This window comes from Kitasatospora sp. NPDC096077, assembly GCF_040303245.1.
Classification (GTDB): domain Bacteria; phylum Actinomycetota; class Actinomycetes; order Streptomycetales; family Streptomycetaceae; genus Kitasatospora.
This window is the reverse complement of the sequence record NZ_JBEOSV010000115.1, coordinates 1-16201: the sequence shown is the minus strand read 5'-3', so window position 1 is coordinate 16201 and position 16201 is coordinate 1. Positions and strand designations below refer to the sequence as shown.

At 72.7% G+C, this 16201-nt stretch carries 15 protein-coding genes and 1 pseudogene; 5 read left to right on the top strand and 11 right to left on the bottom strand.

Features of this window, described 5'->3' with window-relative positions; translation table 11 throughout:
- Positions 1–138 precede the first annotated feature (138 nt).
- The gene (locus ABTZ03_RS43045) at positions 139–1482 is read right to left on the bottom strand and encodes a serine hydrolase domain-containing protein (protein ID WP_350518733.1); all 1344 of its coding nucleotides are present in this window, start codon (positions 1480–1482) and stop codon (positions 139–141) included.
- A gap of 468 nt (positions 1483–1950) precedes the next feature.
- Between ABTZ03_RS43045 and nhaA the strand changes: the two genes are divergently transcribed.
- The 4 genes from nhaA (at position 1951) to ABTZ03_RS43025 (ending at position 5681) form a co-directional block, all read left to right on the top strand.
- A complete protein-coding gene (gene nhaA / locus ABTZ03_RS43040) occupies positions 1951–3384 on the top strand; it encodes a Na+/H+ antiporter NhaA (RefSeq protein ID WP_350518732.1) in 1434 nt (477 codons plus the stop codon).
- 249 nt (positions 3385–3633) lie between these two features.
- Entirely contained in the window at positions 3634–4110 is a 477-nt protein-coding gene (locus ABTZ03_RS43035) for a phage holin family protein (RefSeq protein ID WP_350518731.1), read from the top strand.
- 77 nt (positions 4111–4187) lie between these two features.
- Positions 4188–5327 (top strand): alpha/beta fold hydrolase, encoded by a 1140-nt coding sequence (locus ABTZ03_RS43030; protein WP_350518730.1) that lies wholly within the window; start codon positions 4188–4190, stop codon positions 5325–5327.
- A gap of 144 nt (positions 5328–5471) precedes the next feature.
- On the top strand, positions 5472–5681 hold the full coding sequence (locus ABTZ03_RS43025) for a hypothetical protein (protein WP_350518729.1): 210 nt from the start codon (positions 5472–5474) through the stop codon (positions 5679–5681).
- A gap of 61 nt (positions 5682–5742) precedes the next feature.
- Here the strand turns inward: ABTZ03_RS43025 and ABTZ03_RS43020 are convergent, their stop codons facing one another.
- The 10 genes and pseudogenes from ABTZ03_RS43020 to ABTZ03_RS42975 form a co-directional block, all read right to left on the bottom strand.
- Entirely contained in the window at positions 5743–6444 is a 702-nt protein-coding gene (locus tag ABTZ03_RS43020) for a metal-dependent hydrolase (protein ID WP_350518728.1), read from the bottom strand.
- Positions 6445–6660: 216 nt separating this feature from the next.
- Positions 6661–7845: a MarP family serine protease gene (locus ABTZ03_RS43015; protein WP_350518727.1), complete on the bottom strand. Its 1185-nt coding sequence runs from the start codon at positions 7843–7845 to the stop codon at positions 6661–6663.
- Between the two features lie 46 nt (positions 7846–7891).
- A complete protein-coding gene (locus ABTZ03_RS43010) occupies positions 7892–8644 on the bottom strand; it encodes an NUDIX hydrolase (protein ID WP_350518726.1) in 753 nt (250 codons plus the stop codon).
- Positions 8641–9519, bottom strand: a complete 879-nt coding sequence (nth, locus tag ABTZ03_RS43005; protein WP_350518725.1) for an endonuclease III — start codon at positions 9517–9519, stop codon at positions 8641–8643. The genes ABTZ03_RS43010 and nth overlap by 4 nt, the downstream gene beginning before the upstream one ends.
- 185 nt (positions 9520–9704) lie before the next feature.
- Positions 9705–10172, bottom strand: a complete 468-nt coding sequence (locus ABTZ03_RS43000) for a hypothetical protein (RefSeq protein ID WP_350518724.1) — start codon at positions 10170–10172, stop codon at positions 9705–9707.
- Entirely contained in the window at positions 10169–11677 is a 1509-nt protein-coding gene (locus ABTZ03_RS42995) for a WXG100-like domain-containing protein (RefSeq protein ID WP_350518723.1), read from the bottom strand. The genes ABTZ03_RS43000 and ABTZ03_RS42995 overlap by 4 nt, the downstream gene beginning before the upstream one ends.
- Positions 11674–12006 carry a WXG100 family type VII secretion target gene (locus tag ABTZ03_RS42990; RefSeq protein ID WP_350518722.1) on the bottom strand — a complete coding sequence of 111 codons (333 nt, stop codon included), beginning with the start codon at positions 12004–12006 and terminating at the stop codon, positions 11674–11676. Before ABTZ03_RS42990 ends, ABTZ03_RS42995 begins: the two co-directional genes overlap by 4 nt.
- 162 nt (positions 12007–12168) lie before the next feature.
- A pseudogene (locus ABTZ03_RS42985) lies at positions 12169–12738 on the bottom strand (endonuclease III domain-containing protein); the annotation flags it as partial.
- Positions 12739–12845: 107 nt separating this feature from the next.
- On the bottom strand, positions 12846–13346 hold the full coding sequence (locus tag ABTZ03_RS42980; protein WP_350518721.1) for a MarR family winged helix-turn-helix transcriptional regulator: 501 nt from the start codon (positions 13344–13346) through the stop codon (positions 12846–12848).
- A 101-nt stretch (positions 13347–13447) separates the two neighbouring features.
- Positions 13448–15127, bottom strand: coding sequence for an FUSC family protein (locus tag ABTZ03_RS42975; protein ID WP_350518720.1), 1680 nt, complete (start codon positions 15125–15127; stop codon positions 13448–13450).
- A 198-nt stretch (positions 15128–15325) separates the two neighbouring features.
- Here ABTZ03_RS42975 and ABTZ03_RS42970 point away from each other — a divergent pair, with 198 nt between their 5' ends.
- Positions 15326–16114: an alpha/beta fold hydrolase gene (locus tag ABTZ03_RS42970; protein ID WP_350518719.1), complete on the top strand. Its 789-nt coding sequence runs from the start codon at positions 15326–15328 to the stop codon at positions 16112–16114.
- The last annotated feature ends 87 nt before the right edge of the window (positions 16115–16201 follow it).

Genomic DNA, 16201 nt, shown 5'->3' with positions numbered 1-16201 from the left:
TTTAGTCTACATAAATATCACCACCGCCCCCCCCACCCCCGCCGCGCCGGCCCCCCCGGCGGCCCCCCGGGCCGGCCCGGGCCCGGGGCCCGGGGGGGTCACCCCCCCCCGGGCCCCGTCGTCGTTCCCCTGGAGGGATCACGTCTCCGGGGCCGCCCCACCTCTCGCCGCCCCACCCCTCGCCGCTACGCCCACCGCCGTCACGCCCACCGCCGTCACGCGCTGCGCGGCCAGGGTGCGCAGGACTTCGTACGCGGTCTGGACGAAGCCCCGGCCACGCCCGATCCGCACCCCCGACCGGGCCCCGGTCAGCACCGCCAGCCCGACCTGGGCCCGCGGACTGAATCCGACGAAGGCGCTGGACCCACGGGCCGAGCTGGCGTGGAACACCAGCTCCCCCGGGTCCTCCGACCCCGCGCCCGGACCGGCCCCCACCGCACCGACCGCATCGGCGACCGCCTCCGCGACCGCGTCCAGGCCCGGGTCGCCCACGTCACGGGCCTGGGCGGCGCCGCCCAGCCCGAGGACCTCGTCGAACTCGTCTACCGCGTCGAGCGCGTCGACCGCGTCGAGCTCACCGGCCGCCACGACCGGCACCCGCTGGTTCCAGCCCAGACAGAGCCGGAGGCCGCCGCCCCGGCGCCGCCCCACCCGGGGTCGGCGGACCTCACCGAGGGCCGTCCGCAGCGCCGCCTCGTCGGCCCGCTCGGGCAGCGGTACGGCGTCCAGCGACAGGTGCGCCTGCAGGTAGCGGAGCATGTCGTCGGCGGTGGAGCGCAGCGCCGAGGCGCCCGGCAGCGCGGGCAGCCGGAACGAAGGCACCCGGCGGCCGCGCCGGTACCCGCCGGCGTCCTCCCGGCCGGGGCCGCAGGAGGTGTCCACCAGGCCGAGCGGCCCGCAGACCCGGGCGGCCAGCAGGTCGTCGTAGCGCTGCCCGGCCGCATTGGCCAGCAGCAGTCCGAGCAGTCCGCAGCCGAGGTTGGAGTAGCGCACCTGCGTGCCCGGGGTCCCCCGGACGGGGGTCCGCGGCAGCGCCCTGAGCAGGTGCGCCGGGCCGAACGTGGCGTACGGCCGGGTGAACCACCGGGGGGCCACCGCCGGCAGCACGCCGACCGGCAGTCGGGGCAGGCCGGAGGTGTGGGTGGCCAGGTGGAGCAGGGTGATCGGCCGCTCGTGCGGGTAGCCGGGGACGGCGTTCGCGGGGAGGTAGCGGTCGATCGGGTCGTCGTACCGGACCTCGCCGCGGGCGGCCATCTCGGCGAGCAGCAGCCCGGTGAAGGTCTTGGTCACCGAACCGAGCTCGAACCGGGTGTCGGCGCGGACCGGACGTTCGCCGGAGCGGTCGAACCGTCCCCGGCAGGCGACCGCCCGCTCGTCGCCGCGGATCACGGCGACGGCGACGCCGCCGTCCGGGCCGGCGGTGCGGAACAGCGGGCGGAGCAGTCGTCCGAGGTCGGCCGGGATGTCGGGGTGGGGGTCCACGGGACCGTCGGGCGGAGGGTCCGGGGGACCGTCCGCGTAGCGCCCCGGACCGTTCGGGGCGGCGGGTTCGCCGGGTAAGAGGGGCGGTTGGGGCATGGTGGTGCCGCCACCGGGCATGGTCGTGCCTCCAGCTGGAACAGCGGAAAGGGTGGAGCGGGAAGGGGTGCGCACCGGCCCGGAACGGGCGAGCGCCTGGAACCGACCTTAGGGAGCCGTTCACCCGACTGCACTCGGCCTGAGCCGTTCGGGTGCCGGTCCGCTGCTCCTCGGGAGTGCAGAACCGGCCCACAGGGCTTAAATCCTTTATAAGGACAGTCCGGATGTCACCCGAACGTCCCGCTAGACTGTTAAGGACGCATCAAGATCCTTGAGCAGGAGTCGCGGGCGTCACAGGGCGCGCCGGGAAGTCTGGTCGGCAACTGCACCACCCGTGCATCCGTTGCCGCTCCCAGCCCCAGGAGGTCCCTCGTGACCGACCAGCCGCCCGTCCACGAGCCGACGACCCGCCGCCGGCAGTTCCTCGGCCGGCTGTCACTGCCCGAGCGCACCTTCGTCACCGACGCCCTGCGCACCGAGACGGTCGGCGGCATGCTGCTGCTGGCCGCCGCCGTGGTCGCGCTGATCTGGGCCAATGTGTGGCCGCACGGGTACGAGAGCCTGCTCGACTACAAGATCGGCCCGTCCGCCCCGCTGCACCTCGACCTCACCCTGGCCAACTGGGCCAAGGACGGCCTGCTGACGATCTTCTTCTTCGTGGCCGGCATCGAGCTCAAGCGCGAGTTCGTCGCGGGCGAGCTACGCACTCCGAGCGCGGCCGCGCTCCCGGTGATCGCCGCCATCTGCGGCGTCGCCCTGCCCGCGATCCTGTTCGCCCTGATCAACTCCGGCAGCGGCGGCCACCCCGGCGGCTGGGCCATCCCGACCGCCACCGACATCGCCTTCGCCCTCGGCGTGCTGGCCGTGGTCGGCAGCCACCTGCCCTCGGCCCTGCGCGCCTTCCTGCTGACCCTGGCCGTGGTCGACGACCTGATCGCGATCCTGATCATCGCGATCTTCTACAGCTCCGGGATCAAGTTCTGGGCGCTCGGCCTGGCCTTCGCCGGCCTGGTGCTGTTCTGGTTCCTGCACCGGCGCGGGGTGAAGGGCTGGTACCTGTTCGTCCCGCTGGCCCTCGTGGTCTGGGCGCTGATGCACGAGAGCGGCATCCACGCCACGGTCGCGGGCGTCGCGATGGGCCTGATGCTGCGCTGCCACCGGGAGGGCGACGAGAAGCACTCCCCCGGCGAGCACATCGAGCACCTGGTCCGCCCGCTCTCGGCCGGGCTGGCCGTCCCGGTGTTCGCACTGTTCGCGGCCGGGGTGACGATCTCCGGCCCGGCGCTGCGCGAGGTGTTCACCCAGGCCACCCCGCTCGGCATCGTGATCGGCCTGCTGGTCGGCAAGACGGTGGGCATATTCGGCGGCACCTGGCTGGCCGCCCGGTTCACCCGGGCCGAACTGAACCCCCAGCTCAAGTGGGCCGACCTGTTCGCCGTCTCGGTGCTCGCCGGAATCGGCTTCACCGTCTCGCTGCTGATCAGCGAGCTGGCCTTCCGGGACGACCTGACGCTCGCCGACCGCTCCAAGACGGCCGTCCTGGTCGGCTCACTGCTCTGCGCGCTGATCGCCACCGTGCTGCTCAAGCTGCGCAACCGGCACTACCGCGCGCTCTGCGAGGAGGAGGACCGGGACGAGGACGGCGACGGCATCCCGGACGTCTACCAGCAGGACGACCCGGCCTGGCAGGCCCGGAGCGCCGACGCTGCCGGGACCACCGACGCCGCCGACACCGGCACCGGCACCGGCACCGGCACCGGCACCGTCCGAGGGCTGCCCGACGGACGGCCCGGAACCGACCGCTGAACCGCCCACCGAACCGATCACCGAACGGACCGCCGGCCCGGCGCCGAAACCCTCCAGGGAGGCTCCGGTCGGCCTTCCGAAGCCAGGACACGTCCCTCCGGCGGGGCCCCGGAGTGGTGTCCGACTGACCGGTAGGGGCATGATTCTGAGCTGTCGACAAACCACTGACGCCTCCGGACCCCCCACCGGCCCCGGAAACCGCACACCGCGACGGCGTCACGCCGCAACAGCCGCAGAGGAGAACAGCTGATGCCCGCAGGAGCCGCAGACCCGTCCAGCAACGGCCGGGCGCCCTACGAGGGCGAGCGTTCGGTGGGGCAGCTGTTCGCGGCGGCCACCGCCGACCTGAGCGCGCTCGTCCACGACGAGATCGCCCTCGCCAAGGCCGAGATCCGCAAGGACGTCAAGCGCGGCGTCTCCGGCGGGGTCTCGATCCTGGTCGCCGCCACGGTGGCGCTGTTCGCCGTGCCGATGCTGAGCGCCGCGGCGGCCTTCGGCATCCACGCGCTGGGCCTCTCGCTCGGCTGGTCCTTCCTCATCGTGGCGGGCGCCTACCTGCTGCTCGCGGTCCTGCTCGGGGTGCTGGCCTACCGCTCGTTCAAGAAGATCGAGCCGCCGCACCGCGCCATCGAGGGTGCCCAGAAGACCGCCGAGGTGCTGAAGAACGCCCGGCCGCGTCCGGCCACCCAGGAGGAGATCGACCGGGGCCTGGGCCGCATCCCGTAACCACGGGAGGGCCTCGGGACCCGCCGACAGCGAGTGCCGGGCACGTGTCCGGCGCGCGGATGTGACACGCTCTCGGTATGCCGCTCGACCAGAAGCCCGTGACCGCGCAGCCGTCCGCCGATCCCGGCCCCGACTCCGGCCCCGAGCTGTCCCCCGAACGGGGATCCGGACCCGAGACCGGACCGGACGCCGGACCGGAGGCCGCCGACACGGTCCCCGGGCTCGGCCGGGCCGACGGCGAAGGCGTCACCGGCGGGCGGAGCGGCGGAGCGGGCGAAGGCAACGAGGACACGGACGGGGGCGAGGGCGTGGCCGAGGCGTGGAGCATCCGGCAGTCCGGCCCCTGGACGCACCGCGACCTCGCCGCCAACGGCGCCCGCTTCCACATCACCGAGCTGGGCTCCGGCCCGCTGGTGCTGCTGGTGCACGGCTGGCCCGAGTACTGGTGGGCGTGGCGCCACCAGCTGACCGCGCTCGCCGAGGCCGGCTACCGCGCGGTGGCGCTCGACCTGCGGGGCATCGGCGGCAGCGACCGCACCCCGCGCGGTTACGACCCGGGCAACCTCGCCCTGGACATCACCGGTGTGATCCGCTCGCTCGGCGAGCGCCAGGCGCACCTGGTCGGGCACGCCTCCGGCGGCACCCTGGCCTGGGTGGCCGCGGTGATGCGCCCGTCGGTGATCCAGAGCCTCACCGTGGTCTCCGCGGCCCACCCCCGGGACCTGCGCCGGGCACTGCTGACGGACCGCAAGCAGATGGCCGCCTTCGACCACGTGCTGGGCTTCCAGCGGCCGTGGATACCGGAGCGCCGCCTGGTCGCCGACGACGCGGCGCTGGTCGGCCGCTACCTGGACGAGTGGACCGGGCCGAAGAAGCTGGACGAGGCGGCGGTGCACGCGTACCGGCAGGCGATCCAGATCCCCAGCACCGCGCACTGCTCGATCGAGCCGTACCGCTGGCTGCTGCGCTCGATGGCACGCCCGGACGGCATCCAGTTCGCCCGCCGGATGAAGAAGCCGATCACCGCGCCGACCCTGCACGTCCAGGGCGCCTCGGACCCGGTACTGCTGTCGCACACCGCGCTCGGCGGCGGCGAGTACGTGGCGGCGCCGTACCGCTGGCGGCTGCTGCCGGGGGTCGGGCACTTCCCGCACGAGGAGGCGCCGGAGGAGTTCACCGCCGAGCTGCTGGACTGGGTCGGCCGCCACAAGGAGTGACGGCCGAAGGGCCCGGCGAAGGGCCCTCCGGGGCGGGCCCAACGGCCCAACTCCCTTTATGTTGTGCTCATATGACAACCGCATGGGCCAGTTTCGGCGAACCCGTACGGTTACTCCCACCGGCCCAGGGGCATCCCTTCCGGTATGACCTGGATGCCCGATCGCGGCGACGCCCCGCGCGGCCGACGCCACAACAGTCCCCAACGCTCCGCACACCGCCCGGACTGGGCGGAGGACCTCGGCTTCGACGGCCGCGACCTCCGGCAGCGCGGAGCACAACGGCAGATGGGCATCCCGCGCATCCTCGGTCGGCGCGCCCGGTGGGTCGGCGCGCGACTGCGGCGCGAGACCTGAGGCCTCGCGCCGCTTCATCAGGGCCGCCCGCGACGGAACGCGGTCGGTTCACGATCGCCGGTCAGTTCACCATCGCCGGCGACAGCGCGGTGAACCAGAGCAGGACGAAGGTCGCCACCGACATGATCGGCACCAGCACCTTGGTCTCGACGTTGTTGCCGCTGCGCTTGATCAGCACGATCTCGTAGCGCTCCTTGTGCGGCCACAGCAGCGGCGCGCCCTTCTTGGTCAGGCAGTCGCCCAACAGGTGCGCCAGCGTGCCCAGTCCGACCGCGTACGGCAGCCAGCCGGGCGCGTTGGGCATCCAGGTGTTCATCCCGAAGGTGCCGAGCGCGGCCAGGCCGATGACGGTGATCCACGCCTCCGGGCCGTTGCTCGGCGGGCAGAGCCGCAGTGCCTTCACCGCCAGTGCCAGCAGGAAGAACGTCACCGAGAGGGTGAAGTAGCGGCCCAGGAAGGTGACGCCGGCCCAGGTGCCGCCGCCCATCAGCGCGACGAACAGCAGCGAGTGGGTGGCGTGCCGGTGCCCGCCGGAGGCCCAGGCCACGAAGCGGCAGAGCGCCTTCGAGATCGGGCCGAGGAAGTTGGCGATCGAACCGTCGTGGTGGTCGAGGTCCGGCAGCAGCGCCGCGCCCGCACACAGCACGGTGCCCATCAGTATGTCCGCCGGCTGCAGCGTGGTGTGCAGCAGCAGCGGGGGCAGGAACGGGGCGGAGGCGGCGTACAGCATCGCCCCGCTCACCGCGTGCGAATGACCCATCATCGGACTACCACGACCTCCCGTTGAACTCACTCCGGGACGGCAACCCGGTTGAGCCGAACGGGTGAGCGCGCCGAGGCTATCAGGGCGGACTGACGACACGACGGATATCGCACCGTCAGCGCCGCCGGGGCGTCGGGGCGTCGGCCCCGCCGGTCAGACGCCGTCGGGTCGGGTGCCGTCGGGTCCGGCGCCGACGGGGCCGGTCCGGCCGGGGTGTCAGAGCGCGCAGCCCTGGGTGTCCACCCTGCCGCTCGCGGTGCTGCCCGCCGTCGCGTCCTCGCGCACCTCCGCCGAGGTCAGCACATACCCGGTGTCGGCACTGTCCAGGGACTTGGCGAACACCACGCCGTACACCTGTCCGTCCGGGGTGAGCAGCGGGCCCCCGCTGTTTCCCTGGCGGACCAGCGAGCGCACCGAGTAGACGTCGCGCACCACCTGGCCGCGGTGGTAGATGTCCGGGCCGTTGGCCTGGATCCGGCCGCGGATGCGGGCGGGCTGGACGTTGAAGGCACCGTTCTCGGGGAAGCCCGCGACGATCGCGCTGTCGTTGGTCTTGGCCTCGCCCGCGAAGGTCAGCGCGGGCGCGTTCAGCTTGGGCACGTCCAGGACGGCGATGTCGCGCTGCCAGTCGTAGCGGACGACGGTGGCGTCGTACAGCTGGCCGACCCCGCCGATCTGCACGGTCGGCTCGTCGACGCCGCCGACCACGTGGGCGTTGGTCATCACCCGGTGCGGGGCGAAGACGAAGCCGCTGCCCTCCAGGGTCTTGCCGCAGGAGGTGGCGGTGCCGACCACCTTCACCAGGCTCTGCCGGGCCCTGGTCACCGCCGGGCTGTTGGCCAGTGCCGGGTCGGGGGTGTCGACCTGGGTGATCGGCTCGTGCTCGAAGGGGTTGAAGACCTGCGGGAAGCCGTTGCGAGCGAGCACCTTGGAGAAGTCGGAGAACCAGTTCGGCGCGTCGCCGGGCAGCGCGTTCTGGACGCCGCCGAGGATCGCCGAGGAGCGGACCTGCTTGGAGACCGTCGGCAGTGACGTCCCGGCCAGCGCGGAGCCGATCAGCCAGGCCACCAGCAGCATCGAGATCACGTTGACCACCGCGCCGCCGGAGGCGTCCAGCACCCGGGCCGGTCGGCGGTCGATGTGGCCGCGCAGCTTCCAGCCGTAGTGCGCGGTGACCGCCTGGCCGATCGCGGCGCAGACGATCACCACCACGACGGCCACCACCGAGGCGGTGGTGCCGGGGCTGAGGTGGTCGAGCAGCAGCGGCAGCAGCTGGACGGCCAACAGGCCGCCGCCGAGGAAGCCGACGAGCGACAGGACGCCCACCACGAAGCCCTGCCGGTAGCCCGAGATGGCGAATCCGACGGCGGCGAGGACCAGCAGCACATCCAGCACGTTCACTCCGACACCCTCCCACGCTTCGCGACCGTGCCGCGCCGACGGACCGTCACGAGCCCTCGGCGTCGCCGCCCGGCAGGGCCCGGGAGTGTTCGAGGTCGCCCTGGACGAGCGCGAGCGCGTCGTCCGAGAGGTCGACGATCCGGGACGGGTCCCAGGGCAGCTCCAGCCCGCTGTGGTGCAGCACCCGGTCGATCACCCCGGCGGTGAACCCCCAGACCAGCCGCCCGGCGACCGCGAAGGCCGGGCCGACGTGCCCGGACGGGTGCCGCAGCCGGACCCGGTTCGCCGGGTCGGCCAGATCCGCGATGGTCACCCGGAACACCGCGCCGGTCTCGCCCCGGTCCACCGGACGCACCGGCGACTCCTCGCGCCACCAGCCCAGCACCGGGGTCACCACGAAGTCGCTCACCGGGATGTACAGCCGGGGCAGCGCGGCGAAGACCTGCACCCCGGCCGGATCCAGGCCGGTCTCCTCCCAGGCCTCGCGCAGCGCCGCCGCGACCGGGCCGGGACCGTCCGGGTCGCCGTCCTCCGGGTCCAGCGCGCCACCCGGGAAGGACGGCTGACCGGCGTGCGAGCGCAGCGAGCGGGCCCGCTCGATCAGCAGCAGGTCCGGCCCGTCCGGGCCCTCGCCGAACAGCATCAGCACGGCCGCCGGCCGACCGCCCTCGCGCGGCGGCAGGAAGCGGCTCAGCTGCTCCGGCAGCACCCGCTCGGCCGCGTCCCGGACCGGCTCCAGCCAGCCCGGCAGGTCGTTCCGCTCGACCGCGCCGCCGATCACCCCTCCGGCCCCGATCACGCCTCCGCCCCCAGGTCCGCGACCTTCCCCTGGTGAGCGGCCGCGTCGGCCCGGGCGGCGGCCTCGCCGGGGAAGTCCGACGGCGGCCTCAGCCGCTGGCCGGGCCGGCCGCCCATCTCGTACTTGAGCAGCTTGCGGGCCTTCTCCAGGTCCAGCTCGCCCTCGCCGTACGCGGGGCAGAGCGGCGCGATCGGGCAGGCGCCGCAAGCCGGCTTCTGGGAGTGGCAGATCCGGCGGCCGTGGAAGACCACCCGGTGCGAGAGCATCGTCCACTCCGACTTCGGGAAGATCTCGGCGACGGCCAGCTCGACCTTCACCGGGTCCTCCTCGGTGGTCCAGCCGAACCGCCGGGCCAGCCGCCCGAAGTGGGTGTCCACGGTGATGCCGGGGACCCCGAAGACGTTGCCCAGCACCACGTTCGCGGTCTTGCGGCCGACCCCGGGCAGCGTCACCAGATCGGCCAGCCGACCGGGCACCTCGCCGCCGAACTCGTCGCGCAGTGCCGTGGACAGACCGATCAGCGACTTCGCCTTGTTCCGGAAGAAGCCGGTCGGCCGGATGATCTCCTCCAGCTCCTCCGGGTTCGCCGCCGCCATGTCCTCCGGCGTCGGGTACTTCGCGAACAGGGCCGGGGTGGTCTGGTTCACCCGCAGGTCGGTGGTCTGCGCCGACAGCACGGTGGCCACCAGCAGCTGGAACGGGTTCTCGAAGTCCAGCTCCGGGTGCGCGTACGGGTACAGCTCCGCCAGCTCACGGTTGATCCGCCGGGCCCGCCGCACCATCGCCAGGTGCGACTCCGGCTTCCTCGGCTTCACCGCCGCCTTCTTCACGGCCGGCTTCGGCGCCGCCGCCTTCCGGACCTTGCTCTCTGCCATGGACGAAGGCTACGCCGGACGATCCGCCGGTTGTGGCGCATTCCCACACGGCTTCATGCACCTTGCGGTCGGTCTGCCGGGCAAGGAGCGCAGCGGGCCCGGCGTAGCCGACGCCGACCGGGGTGCCGCCGGGCACCGTCCCAGGAACGGCCTCGTCCCACTGTGACGACAACCCGTCGCGCATGTCACGACACCGGTGCTGAGCGTTCCAGCCAGTCCGACAGCTTGCCTCGGCTCATGCTCACGGCGACATCGACGTCGATCATTCCGGTTCCGTCTAGGGTGAAGCCGCCGCCGTTCTCGAAGAGGAAGACGATGGGCTCATAGGGGTCCGGCAGTCGGGGCGTGGCCCGGCCGGATTCCTGGAGGGCGGCAAAGTGCAATGCACCCATGCAGCTCTGCTGGACGGCGGCACTTTGCAGCGCGCAGCTCTTCGAGACCAGTTCGACCAGTTTGTGATCGGCGCGTACGGACGGGTCGATCAGAGCGGCCACGTCGAAGAAGGGCCATGTGTCCGAGCCCAACTGGTGGGCCCACAACGCCGAACGCCGGAGGAACTCCTTCATGAGCGAGATGCGTAGCCGGGGGTCCGTCTCCACGGGGTCCCAGTCGACGTTCGCCAGCCGGTCGGCCAGGGCGTGCGTATCCTTCATGGCGTCTTCCTCTGCGCGAGAATCAGTGCGGCAATTTCGTCAAGATTGGACAGATCTTCGGCTATCGGGAAACCGGGCCTTTCAAGACCTAGCTTTTCCCAGGCAGAGAAGGCGTCCTGGCGGTGTTCGTGCGGCGCCACCTCATGCGCGCCCCAGTCATCCCGGACTGGCCAGTGGGTGCCGTCTTCCCAGTACCCTTGCCTGTATGGAAGATTGTGAGGGGGCGCCATAAGTATACTCTCGACACCTTCATGGCAGGCCCACCGGAAGAATTTTGTGGATTCTTCCGGAGTGAGCGTGCCCGCCTCTGCCTTTTGCCACATTTCGGCAATATGGTCCATGGGTGCAAACCTGCCGGTTGCCGGAGCCCCTTCTGGCGGCACGGGCACACGAGCATGGACTCTCTCGAAAATGTGATTCTTAATCCTATTGAGGACGTCCACATCGAATCCAGTGTTCGCGGCGATCCGTTCCGTGTCGCCAGCGGTCTGGCGAATCTTCTCGTACGCCTGCCGGGTCTTTTCAGATTCGGGCGGGTCAATATAATCCGACCCGCCCGTCCTGAGCAGGTATTCCTGGCCCTCTCCTGCTTGGCTCAAACTCCGCCCCGCCTTTCCCCTAGGCGCGGCACTGGCGCCGACGGCGCCGGTGATGAGGTCGAGGGGCATGACCGGGCCGGTCTGGAAGGTGGAGTCGTAGGCGTAGGTGAGACCGGCACCGACCGCCATGCGGCCGGGGAGGGACTCGGCGGCGGTGGCGGCCTTGGCGAGGCCCGTGAGGGCGAGGGGGGCGGCTTCGGCGCCGGCGGCGGCTTTGACGAGGGCGCGGCCGCCGGCTCCGAGGCCACCGCCGGCGGCGCCCATGATCTCGCCGGACTTGCCGGCCTCCACGGCCTCGTCGAGGCTGTAGCCGCCGTCGCCGAAGAGTTCGACGCGGATGGGCTGGGCGACGGCGAGGTCGACGGTGATGGCCTCGACGGCGCCGAAGGCGGCGCCGACCAGGACGGTGGCCGCGATCAGCGCGATGGTCTCGGAGACCGTGATGCCCACCGACGCTGCTGTGGCGACGATGGCCGCGGAGGCGGCGAGGGCGGCGCCCTCGGAGATGCCGACGGTGACGATGGCGAGGGCCGTGCCGGCGAGGAGCGTTCCCGCGACGAGAGCCGCCTCCTCCTCCAGCTTGTCGATGGCCTTGTCCACCTCGTGGGCGAAGTCGCGCAGCGCCTTGGCGAGGGCGCGGCAGGCAGCGGCCGTCTCGGGGAGCCAGCCCTTGTCCTTGCCGCCGTAGTAGCGGCCCCAGAACTTGCCGAAGGCGTCGATCGCCGGGCCGTGGTTGTTGGCGACGATGGCGGCGGCGGCCTTGTTGGTCGGCACGGTGACGTTGTCGAGGGCGGTGGCCATCGCGTCCCAGGCGTCGGCGACCCTGCGCAGCTTTCCGGGGTCGGCGTCCGGCCACCACATGCCGGTAACCTTCTGGACGGCCTTGGCGACGGAGGACTTGCTCACGGCGTCAGGTTCTTGCGGGCGTAGTTGTCCGTGTCGGTGTGGTTGTCCGCGTGGGCGACCAGGCCGTCGTGGATGCTGCCCAGGCCCTTGACCAGCACGTCGAGTGCCTTCAGCACGTTGTCGTGCGGGTCCTTGTACGCCTGGGAGAACTCGTGGCCCTGCTTGTCGTCGCCCCACGGGCTGCCGGCGTCCGCCAGGGTCTTCCGGAGCTTGTCGACCGCTTCCTTCAAGGCTTTGCCCTGGGTCTCGAAGGTCGGCGCGGCGTCCTTCAGCTCCCCCGGCCGGACCTTGAACTCCGGCCCGCCCGCCTTCACATCGTCACCCGCCACGGCGAACACCCCCAAACCGTCCGTATGTCGAATGGTGCCAGGAGGGAGACGACAGATCGGACTGACGCAGTTTCAGCCTGGGTGCGTGAGACGAGTCACGTCTTCCGCAGCGGCGCTCAGGTGGGTCCGAGTGGCCGAGGAAGTGTGCTACGCCGCGATCAACGTACGGGGCGTCATTCCAGCCGCACCGAAGGGTTCTCCCGTTTTAGGATCACGAGCGTTTCCAAGGACGACGTTGGCCGTCTTACGGCCCACGCCAGGCAGGGTAACCATCTCCTCCAGAGTCTTCGGCACCTCACCGCCGAAGTCGTCCCGGAGCTAGATGGACAGGCCGATCAGCGACTTCGCCTTGTTCCGGAAGAACCCCGTCGGCCGGATGATCTCCTCCAGTTCCTCCGGCACGGCCATCGCTATGTCCTCCGGCGTCGGGTACTTCGCGAACAGGGCCGGGGTGGTCTGGTTCACCCGCAGGTCGGTGGTCTGCGCCGACAGCACGGTGGCCACCAGCAGCTGGAACGGGTTCTCGAAGTCCAGCTCCGGGTGCGCGTACGGGTACAGCTCCGCCAGCTCACGGTTGATCCGCCGGGCCCGCCGCACCATCGCCAGGTGCGACTCCGGCTTCCTCGGCTTCACGGCCGGCTGCTTCACCGTCGGCTTCACCGTCGACGGCTTCACGGCCGGCTGCTTCGCCGTCGGCTTCGACGCCGCCTTACGGACCTTGCTCTCTGCCATGCACGAAGGCTACGCCGAGCGGCGGACCGCTTGGGGCTGATCAAGGAGGGAAGAAGCGCCTCCCGGGGCGGCCGTCGCGTCCGCGGGGGCGGTCCGGACGGGGGCGGTCACCGCGGGTGACGGCCGATGGTGCCTTCCAGGGTGTTGAGGAGGCCGGCCAGGGCGTCGGCGAGGTGGGTCTGCTCGTCGGGGGTGAGCCCGGCCAGGAGGGCGCGGTCGTAGGCGACCAGTTCCTGGATGAGGCCGTCGACCAGCTCCCGTCCGGCATCGGTGAGGGAGAGGTGGGCGACCCGGCGGTCGCGCTCGTCGGTGCGGCGGCTGACCAGGGCGCGCTCTTCCAGCAGGCGCAGGCGCTTGGTCACGGCGGCGCCGGAGGCGAAGCTCTCTCGGGCGAGTTGAGTGGGGGTCAGCTCGCGGTCGACCCGGCGCAGGGCGCCGAGGATGTCGAACTCGGCGCGGGTCAGGCCGGCCCGGGTGAGCGGGTCGGGGGTCTGCTGGAGGAGGGCGGCGCAGCGGTTGATCCGGCCGAGGACGGCGATCGGGCCGGTGTCCAGGCCCGGGTAGGCACGTTCCCACTGGCGCAGCACACCTGCGACGACGTCCTCCACGTGTGCTGCTCCCGTTCCGCGACCGACAGTCCGACCGATGGTCCGGCCGACCACCGGGCCGGCCGACGGGCCGACCGGCAGGGCCCGACCGTCCGTCGATCCTAGACGGCGCGTGCTCCGGCGCCGCGCCGCTCCAGCAGGGTCGCCAGCAGGTGGTGGGCGTGCTGCTCGGTGTCGGCGGCGCGCTGGTGCGGGAGGGCGGGGCGACGCCACTCGCCGGTGGCGGTGGCGGCGGCCTCGCGCAGCTCCAGCAGGGCGGCGGCCAGGCCGGTCCGGGCGGCGGCCGCCTCGACACCGGCCGCCTCGACACCGGAGGCCTCGGCCGCGGCGACGGCGGCGCGGGCCTGTCGGGCAGCGGTCTCGGCCCCGGCCAGGGCGTGGGACAGCCGGGTGGCGGTGCGGCGGTTGGTGACCAGCAGGCAGGCGGCGAGGCCGGTGAGCGCACCCACGCAGGTGTCCAGCCAGCGGTCGGCGACCAGGGTCGCGGCGGGCTGCCGGCCGGCGAACTCGGTCATCATCAGCGCCATCGGGGTGACGAAGACGGTGGCCAGCCAGTAGCTGCGGGCGATCGTCGCCTCGGCGCCGAACTGGCACAGCAGTCCCAGCGCGATCAGCGCCACCGGGCCGGAGTGGGCGACCGGCAGCGCGGCGGTGAACAGCGCCAGCCCGATCAGGTTGCCGAGCACCCGTTGCAGCGCGCGCTGCCAGGAGAGGGTGCTGTTGGCCTGGAACACCGAGGCCGCGGTGACCACCGCCCAGTACGGCCGGCCGACGCCGAGGGCCAGCGAGAGCCAGCCGGCGGCGGCGCAGCCGACCGCGACCCGCAGGACGATCGGCAGCAGTGCCGAGCCGGGCCGCAGCGCCCGGCGCAGGGACGGCCGGGGTTCGGGGCGGTGGGCGCGCAGTTCGGCGGCCTCCGCCCCGGTGAGGTCGAGCAGCGGCAGCGGGCGGCCCCGGCGCAGGTCGCGGGCCCAGCCGGCGTACCGCTCGGCGGCGGCCGGGGCTGCGGCCGGGGCCGCCTCGGCCGCCGGGTCCGGGCCCCGGGTGGTCGGCGCGGCCAGCGCGGCCTCGGCGTGGACGAGCAGCCGCTCGGGTGCGTCGCCGAGGGCGCGTCGGCGGGCCGGGGAGGACAGTGCGAGGCTCTGCCGGGCCGCGTCGACCGCGCCGACCAGGGCGGTGCGCGCGGCCGCGTCGGAGCCGTCCGGCCCGGTGCGTGCCAGTCGGGCGGCGGCCTCCAGCGCGCGGGCGGTGGCGATCCGCTCGGGCCCGTACGGGCGCAGCAGCGCGGGGGCCATGCAGACCAGCCAGGCCAGGGCCGCGCCGAGCACGGTGAGCGCCAGGTGCGGCGGGAGGTCGGCGGGGCGTTGCGGGACGAAGGCGCAGCTGGCGGTGGTGAAGGTGATGATCAGGCTGCCGGGCGGGCCGACCCGGGCGGCGTCGCAGCCGAGCCTGTGCAGGGCGGCGAGCCCGGCCGCCACCGCGACCAGCACCACGGCGTCGCGGGTCAGCGCGGCGGCGGTGAGGGCGGCGGCCGTGCTGAGCACGGTGCCGAGCAGGACGCCGGCCAGGGTGCGCGCCCGGGCCCGGTAGGGCAGGCCGTGTCCGTACAGCGCGCCGAGTCCGCCGGCCGAGGTGTAGAGGGCGAGGTCGAGTCGGCCGAGGGCGAGCAGGGTGAGGTTGAGGGTGCCGAGGGTCAGCACGGCGCTGAGCGCGGGCTTGTGCCAGCTGTCCCCGGGCGGGCCGACCCGGAGGGCGTGCCGGAACTGGGCGGTTGTGGCCATGAAAAAAGATTAGCAGGTAATTTACCCGTGAAACATATGTCCGGAGAACGGCCCGTCACCCCGCCCCGGAAGTGCTCGAAGAGCTCCTCGAAAAAATCTTCCGGCCGGAGCGATGAGTTCTGCGGCGCGCCCCGGTCTACCCCCATGACCGACTCGCACGCGACAGAAGTACGCGACAGAAGACAGAAGGAAGCCCCCATGAGCACCGTGGTCTCCGCCGACGGCACCACCCTCGCCTGCACCGTCACCGGCTCCGGCCCGGCCGTCGTCCTGGTGGACGGGGCGATCGGCCACCGCGGCTTCGACCCGGGCGTCGCGGTCGCCGAACAGCTCTCCGCCCACCACACCGTGTGGGCCTACGACCGCCGCGGCCGCGGCGGCAGCGGGGACACCGCGCCGTTCGCCGTGGAGCGCGAGATCGAGGACCTGGCCGCCGTCATCGCGGCGGCCGGCGGTTCGGCCGCCGTGTTCGCCATCTCCTCGGGCGCCGCGCTCGCGCTGCGGGCCGCCGCCGCGGGCGTCGGGATGACCCGACTCGCCGTCTACGAGCCGCCGTTCAGCACCGGGGCGGAGCGCAGCGAGCTGTTCGTCGGGTACGTCACCGAGCTGGAGACGGCGATCGCCGAGGGGCGGCGCGGGGACGCCGTGGCGGCCTTCATGACCTTCGTCGGGATGCCCGGCGAGATGGTGGAGGGGATGCGCTCCGCCCCGGTCTGGCCGGTGTTCGAGGCGGTCGCGCCGACCCTGGCGTACGACGCGGCGGCGCTCGGCGGGCGGACCGGCGGGACGGTGCCGACCGAGCTGCTGGCCACCGTCGCCGTGCCCACCCTGGTCCTGGACGGCGGCGCCAGCCCCGAGCTGCTGCGGGCCCCCAGCCGCGCGGTGGCCGGTGCCGTGCCGGGCGCGGAGTACCGGACGCTGGCCGACCAGACCCACGAGGTGTCCGCCGAGGCGCTGGTGCCGGAGCTGCTGAAGTTCTACGCCTGAGAAAGTGTTGGGTTAGCTGGTGACTACTGGTTGTTGAGGTCGTCGGCGAGGCGGCGTGCTGCTTCGGTCTCGATGGTGCCGCGCGGT